Here is an 18239-nt window from a genome sequence, read left to right as displayed (position 1 = left end):
GTTTATTGTACTTCTTTAGCGTTCTGGCGGAACTGTTCAAGGAAAGTCACCACATTTGAATCGTCCCAATCGACGTACGAACGAACATAAGCCACTAGCTCACCTTGTTCATTTAAGATAAATGTTGCAGGTATCGTATCAAGCGGGAAGACATCACGTAGTTGTTGTTGCGGATCGAAATACGAATTAAACCGGCCTAATCCAAGAGACTCTAAAAATGGTTGCACAATAGTCACAGCTTCAGCATCAATAGAAATAGGCAGTAGTGCAAAATGTTGTGCATTTAGAGTTTGATTTAATCGATCGAGTGCTGGAAGTTCTCTAACACAAGGTGGACACCAAGTCGCCCAAAGATTCACAACAACCACTTTACCCTTATATTGTTCAAAGTTAACCGACTGACCAACAAGATCAGTAAAATCGACTAGCGAAATTGGGAATGGTTGCGGCAATATGTTTATGCGATCGAGTGTTGATTCAGTGGTTTGCTTGGCCGCTGCTTGCATGCCTGGGTATGCATTTACCGGACCTGCTGTCCCCATAAGAATGAGACAAGTGAAAATAAACGCAAACCACTGTTTCAAAGTTAATACTCCAATCGGTTACTTAGTTGTCTTACTACGATTTAATAACGCATCTAACTCAGCTTGTTGCTCTGTTGACAAGGTTGTCGATTCAGATGCCTGTATACGTTGCTTACGCACAAAGATAAAACCAATAAAGAGACCTAAAACAAGTAACCCAAATGGACCAAGCCATAGAATATAAGTTTTCGAGTCTAACTTTGGATTGTATAAGACAAAATCGCCATAGCGGCTGGTCATAAATTCAATAATCTCTGAATCTGACTTACCACTATCGACCATCGTATACACTTCAAGACGTAAATCTTGCGCAACCGGAGAGTTTGAATCGACTAAGTTTTGATTCTGACACTGTGGGCAACGCAATTGGTGTGCTAGTGACAATGCTCTTTGTTGATTATCTACCGATTGAAATTCATAAGTATCAACAGGTGTGGCCATTACCGTCAGAGTAAAAAGTAAACTCGTACAAGCCACCATCATTTTAAATATGAATTTCATTACGATGCTCCATCGACTTTAGCTTCAGCTTGTAATTGCTGGATCATTGGATACAAGGTTTGTGTCCATACCGTTTGATCTATAGGACCGGCATAGCGATAACGAATAATACCGTTATGGTCGACTATAAAAGTTTCCGGTGCTCCATATACGCCAAGATCAAGACCTAAGCGGCCATCTTTGTCAAAGATGTTCACTGTGTATGGATCACCTTGAGTAGTTAACTCCTTAACAGCTAATGCTCGCTCGTCACGATAGTTGATACCATATATAGGTAACAAGTTACGTTTAGACAGCATCATCAAATAAGGATGCTCATACTTACATGCTGGACACCAAGTTGCCCAAAAGTTCAACATAGACACTTTTGCTGGAAGATCTTTCTCAGTTAACACTTCACTAGGCACTTCTAAGCGCTCAAGTTGGAAAGCCGGAACTGGCTTTCCTTCTAATGCAGAATCAAGCACCTTAGGATTGAGAAATAATCCTTTGTATAAAAACACGCCCATACCCAAAAATATAACCAAAGGTATAAACAGTACAAACTTCTTCATAATGTCTCCGAGTATATTAAGCAGTCGCTAATTTTGCTTTTACTGCTTCATCTGTCGCAGCTTGCTTTACACGATAACGCTTATCGGATGCTGCCAGGAAGCCACCAATCATCATAAAGATTGATCCAAACCACAACCAACGTACAAACGGTTTGTAATTAAGACGCACCGCAAACTCGGTTAAACTAATGGGATCACCCATAGTGACATATAAATCGCGGAATAATCCCCAATCAATACCCGCTTCAGTCATATCCATAGTCCGTACATTGTATTGACGACGGTCAGGTTTGAGTAAAGTGATAAATTCATCATCTTTGTAAATCTCAATCTGACCTTGTTGAGCGGTATAGTTAGGACCGACAACATTTTTAGTTTCTAAATACTTAAATGTGTAACCTGCTAGTTCTTGGCTGATACCTGGGCCCATACGGACGCTTTTTTCAATCGAATAGTTAGAGACAATAGTAGCCCCCATTACCGACACAGCAATACCAAAGTGAGCGAAGAGCATTCCCAATTGACTACGGCCAATTCGATTAAGACTAATACCACCTTCTTTATCGCTCACCATATTATAAGCAGCGCGAAAAGTGGATAGCATGATCCATGCTGTAGCAGCCACACCACACATCACCCAAGCATTAAATTGGCCACCAGCAATAAATGGAGCAGCGACACCGGTAACTAATGCAATAATAGCTGGAATAAGTAACTGTTTTTTAATTTCGCCTGCTTTAGATTTCTTCCAGCGAATAATTGGACCAATACCCATAAAGCCAAATAGCACTAATACGATAGGTACAAATACAGCATTAAAATATGGAGGTCCGACGGAAATCTTGCCCATGCCTAATGCATCTATCAATAAAGGATAAAGCGTACCCAGCAACACAGTACCTGCAGCAACAGTGAGTAACACATTACAGATTAGCAACATGGTTTCTTTCGATTTAAGCTCAAATCGTGCTGGACTGCTCATTTCACTGGCTCGGAAAGCAAACAGAGTTAACGAACCACCAATGGCAATACCTAACAACAGCAAGATAAACAAACCACGACTTGGATCTGCTGCAAATGAATGCACTGACGTAAGCACACCAGAACGTACAATAAAGGTGCCGAGTAAACTTAATGAGAAGGCAAAGATAGACAGCAATACAGTCCAGTTACGGAATGCCCCACGCTTTTCCGTCACAATTAATGAGTGCACTAAAGCAGTACCGACTAACCAAGGCATAAATGATGCATTTTCAACTGGGTCCCAGAACCACCAGCCGCCCCAACCTAATTCGTAGTAAGCCCACCAAGAACCAAGTGAAATACCGCCAGTTAGAAATATCCATGCCGCTAATGTCCATGGACGACTCCAGCGTGCCCAAGCAGAATCAAGTCTGCCACTCATGAGGGCTGCAATAGCAAAGGCAAAACAGACTGAAAAACCCACATACCCTAGATACAACATTGGTGGGTGGAAGATTAAGCCAACATCTTGCAACATTGGATTTAAATCTCGCCCTTCTAGAGGAATAGGAAATATCCGTTCAAATGGACTTGATGTAAGGATCATAAATAAACTGAAGCCAACAACAATCATCGCTAAAACAGATAACACCCTTGCGGTAAAGACTTCTTCTAAGCCCTTACTAAATAGTGCTACTGATGCAGTCCATACAGACAACGCGAATACCCAGAATAATAATGAACCTTCATGACCACCCCATACCGCCGCAATTTTAAAGAATATTGGTAGTTGAGAATTAGAGTGATGGGCGACATAAGCCACAGAGAAATCATCAACAGCAAAGCTGTACCCTAGTGCTATAACGGAGAGACTGATGAAAAAAAACATTCCGTATGTCAGTGGCCAGGCATATCGAACAAGATACTGGTCTTTACGTGCGGAACCATATAACGGCACGCTAGCTAGCAGTAAGGCAAAAGCCAAACCGAGAATTAGCGAGAAATGTCCAAGTTCTGGAATCATGGGTATTCCTTAGTCTAAAAAAATTAGCGGATCTGAAACAAACAAATCACGACAGTACTAATTAATGCGATGAAACTAATATACGCACATTAGCTTAAACGAATTTTAACGCATTTTAGAACTTGCTATGACATATGTCTGCCATTTTCGTACAAAATTGGGTCACCAGTCTCATTATGAACACCGATTCAACCAAAACGAATTTTTTTGGCAACTTGTCTGACAGTATTACTGATATAAAGTTTCGCTATTAGTTAGTCAAACCATTCAATCTGTGAACCAGTACGCAACTATCAGGATTTGGATTCATATCTTCCTTATATTACTATTCAATTAATAATCTTTACGTATAATCGAAGTTCCAAGCACTGCGGTAAATGCCGCTTTCTCTGTTAACCTAAAAGTGAATATTGACATAATGACCACATTTTGGATTTTTATTGCGCTTGTCGTACTCATCGGCCTAATCATGATTTGGGTTCCACACTTTCGCCAAACAAAACTGTTACAAGCCGAAGAGTCTGGCGTTCGTAGACAAACTAACCTTGAACTTTTTGCTGAGCGGTTAACAATTCTTGAAAAAGAATTACATGACGAGCTTTTGGATCAAGTCGAATTCGAAGCATTAAAGAAAGAATTAGAGATAAATCTACTTCAGGACATGCAACAAAAAGGTGATGACTCCCTTGATGTAGAAATTAAATCAAAAAACGCATTATGGCCTGCTTTTATGACCTTGTGCTTATTGGCTGTTTCCGGTTACCTATATCAACACTTAGGTGCTTATAACGAATTAGCCAATCCTCCTCAAGCAAGCAATCCTCATCAAGGCATGGACCCGGCGCAAATAATGTCGCAACGGGTACAAATGATGGAAGCAAAAGTGCAGGCACAGCCAGACGATAGCCAAGCTTGGTTTAGCCTTGGTCATGCTTATATATCTGCCAACCAATATGATAAAGCCATTGGCGCATTTGATAAGGTAATGGAACTCGTCGGCACGCAAGCTGAACTCCTTGGGCCTAAAGCGACTGCGCTATACTATAAAGCAAATCAGCAGATGTCGCCGGCGATTCAAGCTGTGATTGATCAATCTTTAGCGTTAGACCCACAAGACCCCTCTACACTACTTCTTGTTGGCATGGATGCATTCTTTACCGCTGACTACAACAAAGCTATCAATGCTTGGCAGATGATCTTAGACAGCGATCGAGATGATGTTGATAGAACAGCATTAATGAATGCAATTGAATCTGCAAACATGCGCATTAATGAAGGTTCGGCAATGCCTAATGGTGATTCAACTCAAAAGCCAGTAGTTACGAGCAATGCGAAGACAGTCGCAATTGAAGTTTCTATTGCTCCAGAATTAGCAGACAAAGTGGCCGATAGCGATACTGTGTTTATTTTCGCACGAGCAACGCAAGGTCCAAAAGTACCGTTAGCGGCAACTAAAATCAGTGCTAGCAGTTTACCTGCAACAATCACATTAGATGATAGTACTTCAATGGGTGGCGATGTCACACTGAGCTCAGTACAAGAAGTCGAAATAATTGCGGTACTGTCAAAAAATGGCAGCGTGAAACCGCAACCTGGAGACCTAAAGGGTACCATTAAAGCCATTAAAGTGGGTGATAATGCTGCACTAACTCTGGATACCTTAGTGCAATAGTATTGTGTAATATTAGTGATGTTCTCAGTTAGCATCACTGAAATTAACCCATAAAAAAACCGGCTATAAAAGCCGGTTTTTTGATTTAGTTGAAAACTACTTAGACATAAACTGAATTGCGTTTTTGTAATCTTCATCGGTACAGTCAGTACACATACCACCTGGTGGCATTGCGTTTAAACCAGACTTAACCGAACCAACTAAGGCATCTAAACCTTTTGCTAGACGTGGTTCCCATGCCGCAGCGTCATGAACTTTAGGCGCTCCGGCCACACCCATGCTGTGACATACTTGACACGCTTTATTGTAAATAGCTTCACCTTCTTGAGCAAATACATTTGCAGACAAAGTTAAGGCAGCTACTGCAGTCATTGCTAACAATTTTTTCATATTCATCGTTCCTAATTGCAAATATACAAAGCTTAACGCTGCCCTTTGATTTAGAAGGCAGACTCATTTTTAGCAAGGATAGATTACTACAATTAGCAAAAAAACTCATCTTTTTGTGATAACAATCTCAGCTTAGCCTCTAAATCGAGACAATCTGTGTAGTTCAGGTAATATATTAGTAATCGATGAAAAAGTTCAAACTAAATTCATAATTTTGGAACCATATCAAATTGCTAGCACTTAATCAGTGACAAAGCTAAACCGATAAAAGTGTTTGTGTTAATATCTTTTCGAATTCATCCTCAAGTAAAATAAGAGGGATAAGTGACCATATCAAACCAATCACAAGTGCTATTAAGTGCCAACGAATTAACCTGTATTAGGGAAGAGCGCATTCTATTTGATGGACTGAGTTTTAATATCAATGCAGGGGATATTGTCCAGGTTGAAGGTCCTAATGGTGCCGGTAAAACCAGTCTTTTACGTATTATTGCTGGTTTGTCACGTCCCTATGCCGGTGAAGTTGAATATAATGGTGAAAACATCAATCGCTGTAGAGACGAATTTAATCACGACTTACTCTATCTCGGGCATTTAGCGGGTGTGAAAAGCGAGCTAACAGCAGAAGAAAATCTTAACTTCAATTTAAGAATTAGTGGCTATGATAATTTCGATACCACTGAAATTTTGGCGAAAGTCAATTTAACCGGTTTTGAAGAAGCACTAGCAGGTCATTTATCTGCGGGACAACATCGACGTACTGCATTAGCAAGATTACAACACAGTAATTGTAAAATATGGATCCTCGACGAACCTTTTACCGCAATTGATAAAAAAGGTGTAGAAGAATTAGAGCAACTTTTTATTCAACATGCTGAATCGGGTGGATGTGTAATATTAACCACACATCAGGATATGAGCATTATTAGTGATGCCATACTACGTAAAATCACTCTCGACTATCGCTTTGTATAAGGTATTTGAATGAAACGAGGAATCAGTTACACCACAGCATTCATGACGCTTTTGCAACGTGATTTAAGAATTGCCATTAGACATCGAGGTGATATTTTTAACCCGCTGTTATTCTTTATTTTAGTGGTCACTCTTTTTCCTTTAGGAATTGGACCAGAACCTCAAGTGTTGACTAGAGTAGCACCTGGTATTATCTGGGTAGCAGCCTTACTTGCATCTATGCTGTCATTAGAACGTTTATTTAAAGCAGATTACAACGATGGCAGCTTAGAACAAATGCTACTGAGCCCACAACCGTTAGCATTAATGGTTCTGGCCAAAGTTCTAGCACATTGGATACTTACTGGTGTGCCATTAATTCTAGTCGCACCATTACTCGCTGTACTGTTGCATTTAGAAGACAATAGTTACGGTGCATTGATGTCGACTTTAGCATTAGGTACACCGATATTGTCGTTACTTGGTGCGATAGGTGTTGCACTGACTGTAGGACTTCGAAAAGGAGGAGTCCTGCTAAGTTTACTTATTCTACCTTTATATATACCTGTACTTATTTTTGCCACTAGTGCGATTGATGCTGCAGGACTGAATATGGCTTATGATGGTCAACTTGCGATTCTTGCCGCAATGTTGGTCGGTTCTTTAATCTTGGCACCTTTCGCAATTGGCGCCTCTTTACGTGTGAGCACAAACTAATGTGGAAATGGTTACATTCTTACGCAGACCCTGAACGGGCATATAAACTGTCAGGCACTTTGTTGCCTTGGTTTAGTATTCTAGCAATATTACTCGTTGGAACAGGCAGTATTTGGGGTTTATTATTTGCCCCGACAGATTACCAACAAGGTGACAGTTACCGAATCATCTTTATCCATGTACCTGCTGCATCGATGTCAATGGCTGCATATATGGGTATGGCAGTGGCTTCATTTATTGGCTTAGTTTGGCAAATAAAATCGGCAGACTGGGCCGCGGCAGCTATCGCACCTATTGGTGCAGTCATTACCTTTATTGCCTTACTAACAGGTGCTGCATGGGGTAAACCTATGTGGGGAACTTGGTGGGTATGGGATGCACGCTTAACCTCTGAACTGGTATTACTGTTTCTCTACCTTGGGGTTATATCACTGTATGCATCATTTGAAGATAAAGTCCTCGCGGCTAGAGCTTCTGGAATTCTGGCGATTGTCGGCGTAATTAATATACCCATTATTAAATATTCCGTTGATTGGTGGAGTAGTTTACATCAGCCATCTACCATTAGAATCACAGAAAAATCGACGATGTCGACCGATATGTTATACCCACTGTTAATTAATATCTTCGGGTTTGGGATGATGATTGGAGCGATCACCTTGATCCGCTATAGAACAGAGATCCTTGCTCGCAATGGCATGCGCCCTTGGGTGAGAGACTTAGCAACCGCAGAGGAGGCAAAATAATGCAATTTGATTCATTTAAAGATTTTCTTGATATGGGCGGTTACGCATTTTATGTTTGGCTATCCTATGGTGTAACGTTCGGCTGTCTAGCCACATTAATAATCCTGAGTATCAGACAAAAACGTAAAGTCCTGATCGAAATTGCTAAAAAGATAACGCGTGAACAACGCCTGAAAGAAACAAGAGGTAATAACCGTGAATCCAAGACGTAAAAAGAGATTAACCCTTGCCGTTGCATTGATTGCGGGCGTTGCTGCTGTTGCATCATTACTATTGTACGCACTAAATTCAAATTTGAATTTATTCTATACACCGTATGAAATTACCCACGGTAAAAACGATACGGGTGTAAAGCCAGAGCTTGGACAACGGATCCGAATCGGTGGCATGGTAACAATGGGATCGATGAAACGCGACCCAGACAGCTTACACGTTGAATTTGCTGTACATGATTCAGCGGGTGGGACTGTATCCGTTACATACGACGATTTATTACCAGACTTATTTAGAGAAGGTCAAGGTATCGTTGCCCAGGGTGTACTGGTTGAGTCAGGAAAACTAGAGGCCACTGAAGTACTCGCTAAGCATGATGAAAATTACATGCCACCTGAAGTTGCTGAAGCTATGGGTCAAACGCATGAAAAACCGACCTATAATCAAAAAGCTCTAGAAGATAAATAAAGTCTATTTGTAATAAAAAGCCTCTTCGGAGGCTTTTTTATGAATGAAATTTCAATTGTTATCGACAAATAGTTGCTATTATTTTAGCTACTCATTGCGGAGAGAATACTTTGAACATAGGTTTATAACCTATTGTCAGTTTTACATTAAGATTTTCAGCAAGAATATGAAACAATGATGTGACGGTGCAAAAAACCATTATATCCATTTAAGGTAAAATACTGCTTAACTGAAAATGTTGTGTCTCTATTAAAAGTATGCTTATTTTCCGCGTACTGAACAATGCCAGTCACAGTAAGTCATACCTGTAATGAAAGCCTATCGGATTATGAACAACTCTGGTTTCAATAAAACCCTTCTATTTATTGTGTTTCCAGTTTTGATTCAATGATTTTGAACCACAGCACAACGGCTTTAACCTATAGACTAATCCATATTTTCTATTTTTGACATCAGCTCAATAATGCCAAATAACCTCAATTCAGGTTTATAAGTGAGATAGGTAAGGCAAAATGACAATATTCGGCCTATTTCATATCAAACTTGTCATTTTTTTTAACTAGGCGCAGAGGTGCGTCATTACTAACCTATTGCAAGTAATGCAATACAGTTGGCAATACAAAGGAGAATTTGATGACCATTTATGATTCCAAGCTGATGCCAAATAGATAATAGTTAGTTATGGTAAGACCTATGTAGCATGTCTACACGCCACGGTTAACAATAATGGCATCATATAAGCTAGTCATTCAGTATAACTTCAAAGTACGTTAATCAAGTCGAATACGCAGCCTTAACGTGATGTTAAGTAACAGATCCAGCATTGCATTCCCGCCGTCAGCCATATTCCTACATCAGTAAAATATTACACATACAGTAATTGATTCGACCAACTCTGTTGAAGGTTCGTTTGCAACTCAAAACCTGTGAGTATTGGCTTAAATGGAATAGCCATTGTTGCAAACATAAGAACAACTTTAACGTCTTGTACTTGGTATTATCGACTTAAGCTTAGACATGGTTAACGTTGCTAATATGTCCTTAATACAAACACAATAATACGATTTTACTAAACAGAGTTGCACGACACATATCGGATCAGAGAATCAAGAAAATGAGTATTGGGTTCATCTCGTTGACCGAGCTGAGAGCGATTGTGAAAATAATCAGATACAAGATTACGCATAAATAGTAGACATTTACCAAGTTGTACAATAAATGGATATGGATTGCAGCTAAAAAGATATGATGTTTGAAACAAAGTCGAAGTTAAAAAAAGATAAAAAAAAACCGAGCCTAGGCTCGGTTTTTCGGTGAGTAATTAATTACTCAGCAGCTTCAACTTCAACAGCTTCAGCAGCTTCAGGACGACCTACTAACTCGATGTAAGCCATTGGGGCTTTATCACCGGTACGTAGACCGCACTTAAGAATACGGGTGTAACCACCAGGACGTTCCTGGAAGCGTGGACCCAATTCAGTAAATAACTTACCTACAACTTCAGCGTCGCGGGTACGAGCGAAAGCTAAACGGCGATTTGCAACGCTGTCAACTTTAGCAAGTGTTATTAGAGGTTCAACAACGCGACGCAGTTCTTTCGCTTTAGCTACAGTTGTCTTGATAATCTCATGACGAACTATTGAACAAGCCATGTTACGGAACATAGCTTGGCGATGACTGCTGTTGCGGTTTAGTTGACGACCACTCTTACGATGGCGCATGACCTAATCCTTATAACCTAAATCTGTACTAACCTGAGACTTATAGGTCGTCAGCTAAACTAGCCGGAGGCCAGTTTTCTAGACGCATACCTAACGACAGTCCGCGAGACGCTAAAACATCCTTAATTTCAGTAAGAGATTTCTTACCTAAGTTAGGGGTCTTGAGCAACTCAACTTCAGTGCGTTGTACCAGATCTCCGATGTAATGAATCGCTTCGGCTTTTAAACAGTTAGCCGAACGTACAGTTAGCTCTAAATCGTCGACAGGACGCAGCAAAATCGGATCAAACTCCGGTTTCTCTTCTACAACAGCCTGCTCAGTAACATCACGTAGTTCAACAAACGCATCTAGCTGTTCAGCTAAAATTGTTGCAGAACGACGAATTGCTTCCTCAGGATCGATAGTACCGTTTGTGGTCATATCTATCACAAGTTTGTCTAAGTCAGTACGCTGTTCAACACGAGCGGCTTCAACATTATAAGCAATGCGAGCAACAGGTGAAAAAGAAGCATCAACCAGCAAACGACCGATTGGGCGATCATCGTCTTCAGTCTGTGCACGAGCCGAAGCTGGCACATAACCACGACCACGCTCAACGCGGATACGCATGCTGATATCATTGTTACCAGTCAAGTGACAGATAACATGATCAGGATTCACGATGGTAACATCACCATCATGTGTGATATCTGCTGCTGTAACAGGGCCTGTGCCGGACTTGCTTAATGTAAGCAAAGCCTCGTCTTTACCCTCGATGGTCACTGCTAATCCCTTAAGATTAAGCAATATCTCAAGGATATCTTCTTGTACGCCTTCCTTACTGCTGTATTCATGCAGTACGCCGTCAATTTCGACTTCAGTAACTGCACAGCCAGGCATAGACGACAATAGGATGCGACGCAACGCGTTACCTAAGGTATGGCCAAAACCACGTTCTAGTGGCTCTAGTGTAACTTTGGCGCGAGTTGAATTAACCTGCTCAATATCAACGAGACGCGGTTTAAGAAATTCTGTAACAGAACCCTGCATTGTGTCCTCTCTTGTTTGTTAGCTTTACTTAGAGTAAAGCTCGACGATCAGCTGTTCGTTAATATCCGCAGACAAATCGCTACGTTCTGGAACGCGCTTGAAAGCACCTTCCATTTTCGCATTGTCGACTTCTACCCATGTAGGCTTTTCGCGTTGACCAGCCACTTCTAAAGCCGCTTTAATACGAGCTTGAGTACGTGACTTTTCACGGATGCTTACAACATCATTCGCAGACACTTTGAATGACGGAATGTTAACAACACGACCGTTAACCATAACAGATTTATGGCTTACTAGCTGACGTGATTCTGCACGAGTAGAACCGAAACCCATACGATAAACGACGTTATCTAGGCGGACTTCTAAAAGTTGCAAAAGGTTTTCACCAGTATTGCCTTTTAGACGTGCAGCTTCTTTGTAGTAGTTACGGAATTGCTTTTCTAGCACACCATAAATACGACGAACTTTTTGTTTCTCGCGTAACTGAATACCATACTCAGACAAACGTGGCTTACGTGCGCCATGTTGTCCAGGTGCAGTTTCTAGCTTACACTTCGAATCGATTGCTCTCACACCGCTTTTTAGGAAAAGGTCTGTACCTTCTCTGCGGCTGAGCTTGAGCTTGGGACCCAAGTATCTTGCCATGATCTTTCTCCAACTATCCTATATACGCAGTGTTATACACGACGCTTTTTAGGTGGACGACAGCCATTATGAGGGATAGGCGTCACATCGGTAATGTTGGTAATTTTATAACCAACAGCGTTCAGCGCACGAATGGCTGATTCACGACCTGGACCAGGACCCTTCACGAAAACTTCAAGGTTTTTAACACCGTAGTCTTGAGCAGCAATACCTGCACGCTCAGCAGCAACCTGCGCAGCGAATGGTGTTGATTTACGTGAACCACGGAAACCAGAACCACCTGAGGTAGCCCATGACAACGCATTACCTTGACGATCCGTAATGGTGACAATTGTGTTGTTGAAAGACGCATGGATATGAGCCATGCCATCTGCAACCTGTTTACGTACGCGCTTACGCGGAGAACGTGACGGAACTTTAGCCATTTTGGTTTACCTTCCCGTTACTTTCTTATTGGCTTACGTGGACCTTTACGCGTACGCGCATTGGTCTTAGTACGTTGCCCACGAAGGGGCAGGCTACGACGATGGCGGAGACCACGATAACAACCAAGATCCATAAGACGCTTGATGTTCATTGAAATCTCACGACGCAAGTCACCTTCTACAGTGTATTTGGCGACTTCTTCGCGTAGGATATCTATTTGAGCTTCGCTCAATTCCTTGATCTTAGCATCTTCAGCAATTGAAGTAGATGCGCAGATTGCTCTAGCGCGTGTACGTCCAATACCAAAAATAGCAGTCAACGCAATGACTGTATGCTTTTGATCAGGAATGTTAATGCCAGCGATACGGGCCACTATGCACTCCTTAAAGTTAAAGGCCATCTGCGAAAAGCCCGAAAGGATACTCGACAGACGACAGATTTGCAAACAATATTTTGGTCAGCCCATTATTGAGCTGACCAAACTTCTTTCTTAGCCTTGACGCTGTTTGTGTTTTGGTTCAACACATATAACGCGTACAACACCACTACGCTTGACGATCTTGCAATTACGGCAGATCTTCTTCACGGAAGCTCGAACTTTCATTTCATCACTCCGTAAAAGCAATCTTATTTTCCAAAGCGGTCTAAATTGGCTTTGTTAACAAGATTAGCTTTCTTCATCACAGACTCATATTGATGGGACATCATATGGGTCTGAACCTGAGCCATGAAGTCCATGATTACGACTACTATAATTAGTAGCGAAGTACCGCCAAAATAGAACTGTACTTTCCACGCAATTAACATGAACTCCGGAATTAAGCAGATAAAGGTAATATACAACGCACCCGCTAAGGTTAAACGTGTCATTACTTTATCAATGTAACGCGAAGTCTGTTCTCCGGGACGGATCCCAGGAATGAATGCACCACTCTTTTTCAAGTTATCTGCTGTTTCACGAGGGTTAAAAACCAACGCAGTATAGAAGAAACAGAAAAAGATGATTGCTGTCGCATACAATAATGAATACAGCGGTTGTCCTGGTGACACAGCTAAAGCGAAATCGCTTAACCATGACATAGACTCATTTTGTCCAAACCACTGAGCCAGTGTACCTGGAAACAAAATAATGCTGGAAGCAAAGATTGGTGGAATCACACCTGCCATATTTATTTTTAAAGGTAAATGTGTGCTTTGCGCTGCAAAAACCTTACGGCCTTGTTGACGTTTAGCGTAGTTAACGACGATACGACGTTGACCACGTTCCACAAATACCACTAAATAAGTTACAGCAAATACAATCACTGCGAGCAACAGTAGTACTAATACATTCATGTCACCTTGACGCGCCTGCTCAGCCGTTGAGCCGATGGCCGATGGTAGACCAGCAACAATACCTGCGAAAATTAAAATCGAGATACCATTACCAATACCACGTTCGGTAATTTGCTCACCTAGCCACATAAGGAACATTGTTCCTGTTACTAAGCTCACAACTGCAACAAAGTAGAAACCAAATCCGGGATTGGCCACAAGACCAGGCATCAGATTTGGTAAACCCGTTGCAATACCGACAGATTGCAGCGTACCCAACACGAGTGTGCCATATCTAGTATATTGACTGATTTTCTTACGTCCTGATTCGCCTTCCTTTTTCAATTCAGCGAGTGCAGGATGCACAACAGTCAATAACTGCATAATGATAGATGCCGAAATATACGGCATAATACCCAATGCGAAGATAGAAGCACGCTCTAAGGCACCACCCGAGAACATGTTAAACATGCCAAGGATGGTATCTTTTTGCTGAGCAAAAAGCTCTGCCAATACAGCTGCGTCAATACCAGGAATTGGCACGAACGAACCGGCTCTAAAGACGATAATCGCACCAATCACGAACAGAAGACGAGTTTTCAGTTCAGATAAACCGCCTTTCGCGCTTTTTAAATCAAGTCCTGGTTTTGCCATCGACGTATTATTCCTCGATCTTGCCACCGGCAGCTTCAATAGCTGCACGAGCACCTTTGGTTACCTTGAGACCTTTTACAGTCACTGGGCGGTCAATGGTACCTGAAAGAACGATTTTCGCAAACTGGATGTTGCGAGTAATAACGTTCGCATCTTTCAGTGCATTCAAATCGACAACATCACCGTTAACTTTTGCTAGTTCGAGTAAACGAACTTCAGCTGTTACCAAAGCGCGACGCGAAGTAAAGCCAAACTTAGGTAAACGAATCTTAAGTGGCATTTGACCACCTTCGAAACCGACGCGAACACCGCCGCCTGAACGAGACTTCTGACCTTTATGGCCACGTCCCGCTGTTTTACCTAAACCTGAACCGATACCACGGCCTACACGCTTAGGAGCAGATTTAGAACCTGCTGCTGGAGATAGAGTATTTAGACGCATTATCCTAATTCCTCCACCGAAACCATGTAGTACACCTTATTAATCATACCGCGAACTGAAGGTGTATCTTCAACTTCAACAGTGTGATTAATACGGCGTAGGCCTAAACCGGTTAAGGTTGCACGGTGTTTTGGTAAACGACCAATGCTGCTTTTAGTCTGTGTGACTTTTAAAGTTTTAGTAGCCATGGTGCATTACCCCCGAATCTCATCAACATTCAGGCCACGTTTTGCTGCGATTTGAGCTGGTGACTTCATGTGCACCAACGCATCGACAGTTGCGCGAACGATGTTGATCGGGTTAGTAGAACCGTATGCTTTTGACAGAACGTTATGAACGCCTGCTACTTCCAATACGGCACGCATTGCGCCACCGGCAATAATACCGGTACCCTGTGATGCTGGTTGCATATAAACTTTTGAACCAGTATGGCGACCTTTAACTGGGTGATGCAAAGTACCTGCATTCAACTCCACTGTTACCATATTACGACGGGCTTTTTCCATTGCTTTTTGAATAGCAGCTGGAACTTCACGCGCTTTACCATAGCCATAGCCAATCTTACCGTTACCGTCACCCACTACTGTTAGTGCTGTGAAGCTAAAGATACGACCGCCCTTAACTACTTTAGAAACACGATTAACTGCAATCAATTTCTCTTGCAGATCGTCTTTTTGCTGAGCTTCTAATTTAGCCATTTTTATAACCCCTTAGAACTTCAGGCCAGCTTCACGAGCGGCATCTGCTAGTGCAGCTACACGACCATGATACTTGAAACCAGAACGGTCGAACGCAACTGTTGCTACGCCCTTCTCGATCGCACGCTCAGCAACAATTTTACCTACTGCTTTAGCCGCATCAACGTTACCGGTACTCTTTAGTAGCTCTTTAACCGCTTTTTCAACGGTTGAAGCAACTGCCAACACCTGAGCTTCAGGATTGATCACCTGAGCATAAATGTGACGCGGTGTACGATGTACAACCAGACGATTCACGCCCAGCTCTTGGATCTTCTTACGTGCACGTAACGCGCGACGTAAGCGAGATGTTTTCTTATCCATATCGCGTTACCTACTTCTTCTTAGCCTCTTTACGGCGTACTATTTCGTCATCATAACGAACACCTTTGCCTTTATAAGGCTCTGGTGGACGATATCCGCGAATTTCAGCAGCAACCTGACCAACAACTTGTTTATCAACGCCCGAAAGCACGATTTCAGTTTGGCTAGGACACTCTGCAGTAACGCCTGCGGGCAGTTTGTGTACTAATGGATGTGAGAAACCTAATGTTAAATCTAAGTCACTACCAGCAATCTTTGCACGGTAACCTACACCAACTAATTTAAGTTTTTTCACAAAACCTTGAGATACACCAACAACCATGTTGTTTACTAGTGCACGTGCAGTACCAGCCTGAGCCCAAGCGTTAGAAACGCCATCGACAGGAAGAAACTTTACTTGTGCATCTTCGATAACAACATTTACCGCATTGTTGATTACTCGAGTCAGACTTCCTTTACTGCCTTTAACAGTTAAGGTCTGTTCGTTTAAAGTCACCTCTACGCCAGCAGGAACAGTGACTGGTGCTTTTGCAACACGAGACATTTCTAGCTCCTTACGCTACGTAGCAGATAACCTCGCCACCCGTGCCATTTTGGCGGGCGGCGCGATCAGTCATCAAGCCTTGAGAAGTGGACACAATTGCGATACCCAGACCGCCCATCACCTTTGGTAACTCGTCTTTACCTTTGTAAATACGAAGACCAGGGCGACTTACACGCTGGATAGTCTCAACGACTGGTTTGCCTTGAAAGTACTTTAACGTAATTTCTAATTCAGGCTTAGCTTCATCTGCTACGGCGTATTCAGTAATGAAACCTTCATCTTTAAGTAATTTCGCAATTGCTACTTTTAACTTAGCTGAAGGCATCTTAACAGATACGTGGTTAGCAGCTTGGCCGTTACGAATACGGGTTAACATATCCGCAATAGGATCTTGCATGCTCATATTAGCTTACTCCGTGACAAGTGCTTACCAGCTGGCCTTACGCAGACCAGGAACTTCACCACGCATGGTTGCTTCACGTAATTTAATACGGCTTAAGCCGAATTTACGTAGAAAACCATGTGGGCGACCAGTTTGATTACAGCGGTTGCGTTGACGCGCAGCGCTAGAATCACGTGGTAGAGCTTGTAACTTAAGTACGGCATCCCAGCGATCTTCTTCAGAAGTTGCAGGGCTGCTGATTATAGCCTTAAGTGCTAAACGCTTTTCAGCATATTTAGCTACGAGCTGCGCACGTTTTGCTTCACGTGCTTTCATAGATGTTTTTGCCATTATGCTACCCTTATTTCTTGAATGGGAAGTTAAAAGCGTCTAACAAAGCACGACCTTCTTCATCATTCTTCGCAGTAGTAGTGATAACAATATCCATACCACGAATTTTATCGATTTTATCATAATCGATTTCTGGGAAGATGATCTGCTCACGCACGCCCATTGCGTAATTACCACGGCCGTCAAACGCTTTAGCGCTTAAGCCTCGGAAATCACGAATACGTGGTATTGCAATGTCAACTAAACGCTCTAAAAATTCCCACATACGCTCACCGCGTAGGGTAACTTTACAGCCAATAGGGTAGCCTTCACGGATTTTAAAACCAGCAACTGATTTACGAGCAACAGTTACAATTGGCTTCTGGCCAGCGATTGCAGTCATGTCACGGAGCGCATGCTCCATAACTTTCTTATCTGCAACAGCTTCGCCCACACCCATGTTTAGGGTGATTTTTTCAATCCGAGGGACTTGCATGACACTGCTGTAGCCGAACTTTTTAGCTAGTTCAGCAACTACAGTCTCTTGATATTTATCATGCAGTTTCGCCATCGTTTACTCCAAATTACTTAACGAGTTCGCTGTTCGATTTAAAGAAACGGACTTTTTTGCCGTCTTCAAATCGGAAACCAACACGATCTGCCTTGCCTGTGGCTTGGTTAAAGATCGCAACGTTTGATGCTTGCATCGGTGCTTCTTTCTCGATAACGCCGCCAGTCACACCCAATTGAGGGTTAGGTTTCTGGTGCTTTTTAACAAGATTAAAGCCTTCAACAATTAACTTACCAGTAGGTAGAACTTGAGAAACCTTACCGCGGCTACCCTTGTCTTTACCTGCTAATATAATTACTTCGTCTTCACGACGGATTTTAGCTGCCATTTGAA

The 18239-nt window shown here is 42.2% G+C and carries 27 protein-coding genes; 6 read left to right on the top strand and 21 right to left on the bottom strand.

Features of this window, described 5'->3' with window-relative positions:
- Positions 1-2 precede the first annotated feature (2 nt).
- From GUY17_RS00980 to GUY17_RS00965, 4 genes are read right to left on the bottom strand one after another with little or no spacing between them, the layout of a single operon-like run.
- Positions 3-542, bottom strand: a complete 540-nt coding sequence (locus tag GUY17_RS00980) for a TlpA disulfide reductase family protein (protein ID WP_162024247.1) — start codon at positions 540-542, stop codon at positions 3-5.
- Between the two features lie 60 nt (positions 543-602).
- Positions 603-1085, bottom strand: a complete 483-nt coding sequence (gene nrfF / locus GUY17_RS00975; RefSeq protein ID WP_101084812.1) for a heme lyase NrfEFG subunit NrfF — start codon at positions 1083-1085, stop codon at positions 603-605.
- On the bottom strand, positions 1085-1639 hold the full coding sequence (locus GUY17_RS00970) for a DsbE family thiol:disulfide interchange protein (RefSeq protein ID WP_011635673.1): 555 nt from the start codon (positions 1637-1639) through the stop codon (positions 1085-1087). Before GUY17_RS00970 ends, nrfF begins: the two co-directional genes overlap by 1 nt.
- A gap of 16 nt (positions 1640-1655) precedes the next feature.
- A complete protein-coding gene (locus GUY17_RS00965; RefSeq protein ID WP_101084811.1) occupies positions 1656-3626 on the bottom strand; it encodes a heme lyase CcmF/NrfE family subunit in 1971 nt (656 codons plus the stop codon).
- 418 nt (positions 3627-4044) lie between these two features.
- On the opposite strand from GUY17_RS00965, the gene ccmI reads away from it, so the two are divergent.
- Positions 4045-5298, top strand: a complete 1254-nt coding sequence (gene ccmI / locus GUY17_RS00960) for a c-type cytochrome biogenesis protein CcmI (protein ID WP_162022031.1) — start codon at positions 4045-4047, stop codon at positions 5296-5298.
- Positions 5299-5394: 96 nt separating this feature from the next.
- On the opposite strand, the gene GUY17_RS00955 is transcribed toward ccmI, so the two are convergent.
- Complete coding sequence (locus tag GUY17_RS00955; protein ID WP_101084809.1) at positions 5395-5688, bottom strand: cytochrome c5 family protein; 294 nt, start codon at positions 5686-5688, stop codon at positions 5395-5397.
- Positions 5689-6012: 324 nt separating this feature from the next.
- Here GUY17_RS00955 and ccmA point away from each other — a divergent pair, with 324 nt between their 5' ends.
- From ccmA to ccmE, 5 genes are read left to right on the top strand one after another with little or no spacing between them, the layout of a single operon-like run.
- Positions 6013-6663 (top strand): cytochrome c biogenesis heme-transporting ATPase CcmA, encoded by a 651-nt coding sequence (gene ccmA, locus GUY17_RS00950; RefSeq protein ID WP_101084808.1) that lies wholly within the window; start codon positions 6013-6015, stop codon positions 6661-6663.
- A gap of 9 nt (positions 6664-6672) precedes the next feature.
- Entirely contained in the window at positions 6673-7359 is a 687-nt protein-coding gene (gene ccmB / locus GUY17_RS00945) for a heme exporter protein CcmB (protein ID WP_011635668.1), read from the top strand.
- Entirely contained in the window at positions 7359-8105 is a 747-nt protein-coding gene (locus GUY17_RS00940; protein WP_101084807.1) for a heme ABC transporter permease, read from the top strand. The genes ccmB and GUY17_RS00940 overlap by 1 nt, the downstream gene beginning before the upstream one ends.
- On the top strand, positions 8105-8317 hold the full coding sequence (gene ccmD / locus GUY17_RS00935) for a heme exporter protein CcmD (protein ID WP_162022030.1): 213 nt from the start codon (positions 8105-8107) through the stop codon (positions 8315-8317). Before GUY17_RS00940 ends, ccmD begins: the two co-directional genes overlap by 1 nt.
- A complete protein-coding gene (gene ccmE / locus GUY17_RS00930; protein ID WP_162022029.1) occupies positions 8301-8786 on the top strand; it encodes a cytochrome c maturation protein CcmE in 486 nt (161 codons plus the stop codon). The genes ccmD and ccmE overlap by 17 nt, the downstream gene beginning before the upstream one ends.
- 1325 nt (positions 8787-10111) lie before the next feature.
- On the opposite strand, the gene rplQ is transcribed toward ccmE, so the two are convergent.
- The 16 genes from rplQ to rplX form a co-directional block, all read right to left on the bottom strand.
- Positions 10112-10507 carry a 50S ribosomal protein L17 gene (gene rplQ / locus GUY17_RS00925; RefSeq protein ID WP_011635664.1) on the bottom strand — a complete coding sequence of 132 codons (396 nt, stop codon included), beginning with the start codon at positions 10505-10507 and terminating at the stop codon, positions 10112-10114.
- A gap of 40 nt (positions 10508-10547) precedes the next feature.
- The gene (gene rpoA / locus GUY17_RS00920; protein ID WP_011635663.1) at positions 10548-11537 is read right to left on the bottom strand and encodes a DNA-directed RNA polymerase subunit alpha; all 990 of its coding nucleotides are present in this window, start codon (positions 11535-11537) and stop codon (positions 10548-10550) included.
- A gap of 24 nt (positions 11538-11561) precedes the next feature.
- The gene (rpsD, locus tag GUY17_RS00915) at positions 11562-12182 is read right to left on the bottom strand and encodes a 30S ribosomal protein S4 (RefSeq protein ID WP_011635662.1); all 621 of its coding nucleotides are present in this window, start codon (positions 12180-12182) and stop codon (positions 11562-11564) included.
- A gap of 32 nt (positions 12183-12214) precedes the next feature.
- Positions 12215-12607: a 30S ribosomal protein S11 gene (rpsK, locus tag GUY17_RS00910; RefSeq protein ID WP_011635661.1), complete on the bottom strand. Its 393-nt coding sequence runs from the start codon at positions 12605-12607 to the stop codon at positions 12215-12217.
- Positions 12608-12624: 17 nt separating this feature from the next.
- The gene (gene rpsM / locus GUY17_RS00905; RefSeq protein WP_011635660.1) at positions 12625-12981 is read right to left on the bottom strand and encodes a 30S ribosomal protein S13; all 357 of its coding nucleotides are present in this window, start codon (positions 12979-12981) and stop codon (positions 12625-12627) included.
- Positions 12982-13098: 117 nt separating this feature from the next.
- The gene (gene rpmJ, locus GUY17_RS00900; protein ID WP_006083579.1) at positions 13099-13212 is read right to left on the bottom strand and encodes a 50S ribosomal protein L36; all 114 of its coding nucleotides are present in this window, start codon (positions 13210-13212) and stop codon (positions 13099-13101) included.
- Positions 13213-13235: 23 nt separating this feature from the next.
- Positions 13236-14576: a preprotein translocase subunit SecY gene (gene secY / locus GUY17_RS00895; RefSeq protein WP_101084805.1), complete on the bottom strand. Its 1341-nt coding sequence runs from the start codon at positions 14574-14576 to the stop codon at positions 13236-13238.
- Between the two features lie 7 nt (positions 14577-14583).
- Positions 14584-15018, bottom strand: coding sequence for a 50S ribosomal protein L15 (rplO, locus tag GUY17_RS00890; RefSeq protein WP_011635657.1), 435 nt, complete (start codon positions 15016-15018; stop codon positions 14584-14586).
- Positions 15018-15206: a 50S ribosomal protein L30 gene (rpmD, locus tag GUY17_RS00885; RefSeq protein ID WP_011635656.1), complete on the bottom strand. Its 189-nt coding sequence runs from the start codon at positions 15204-15206 to the stop codon at positions 15018-15020. Before rpmD ends, rplO begins: the two co-directional genes overlap by 1 nt.
- Before the next feature lie 6 nt (positions 15207-15212).
- Positions 15213-15716 carry a 30S ribosomal protein S5 gene (gene rpsE, locus GUY17_RS00880; protein WP_011494651.1) on the bottom strand — a complete coding sequence of 168 codons (504 nt, stop codon included), beginning with the start codon at positions 15714-15716 and terminating at the stop codon, positions 15213-15215.
- 12 nt (positions 15717-15728) lie between these two features.
- On the bottom strand, positions 15729-16079 hold the full coding sequence (rplR, locus tag GUY17_RS00875; RefSeq protein ID WP_011635655.1) for a 50S ribosomal protein L18: 351 nt from the start codon (positions 16077-16079) through the stop codon (positions 15729-15731).
- A 10-nt stretch (positions 16080-16089) separates the two neighbouring features.
- Entirely contained in the window at positions 16090-16623 is a 534-nt protein-coding gene (gene rplF / locus GUY17_RS00870) for a 50S ribosomal protein L6 (protein WP_011635654.1), read from the bottom strand.
- Between the two features lie 10 nt (positions 16624-16633).
- Positions 16634-17026 carry a 30S ribosomal protein S8 gene (gene rpsH, locus GUY17_RS00865; RefSeq protein WP_011635653.1) on the bottom strand — a complete coding sequence of 131 codons (393 nt, stop codon included), beginning with the start codon at positions 17024-17026 and terminating at the stop codon, positions 16634-16636.
- A gap of 24 nt (positions 17027-17050) precedes the next feature.
- Positions 17051-17356: a 30S ribosomal protein S14 gene (gene rpsN / locus GUY17_RS00860; protein ID WP_011635652.1), complete on the bottom strand. Its 306-nt coding sequence runs from the start codon at positions 17354-17356 to the stop codon at positions 17051-17053.
- 10 nt (positions 17357-17366) lie between these two features.
- Complete coding sequence (gene rplE, locus GUY17_RS00855; RefSeq protein WP_011635651.1) at positions 17367-17906, bottom strand: 50S ribosomal protein L5; 540 nt, start codon at positions 17904-17906, stop codon at positions 17367-17369.
- A 13-nt stretch (positions 17907-17919) separates the two neighbouring features.
- A complete protein-coding gene (gene rplX / locus GUY17_RS00850; protein ID WP_101084804.1) occupies positions 17920-18234 on the bottom strand; it encodes a 50S ribosomal protein L24 in 315 nt (104 codons plus the stop codon).
- Positions 18235-18239: the final 5 nt, after the last annotated feature.

This window comes from Shewanella sp. Arc9-LZ (assembly GCF_010092445.1).
Classification (GTDB): Bacteria; Pseudomonadota; Gammaproteobacteria; order Enterobacterales; family Shewanellaceae; genus Shewanella.
The sequence above is the reverse complement of the archived record's forward strand: the minus strand, read 5'-3'. Positions and strand labels throughout refer to the sequence as shown.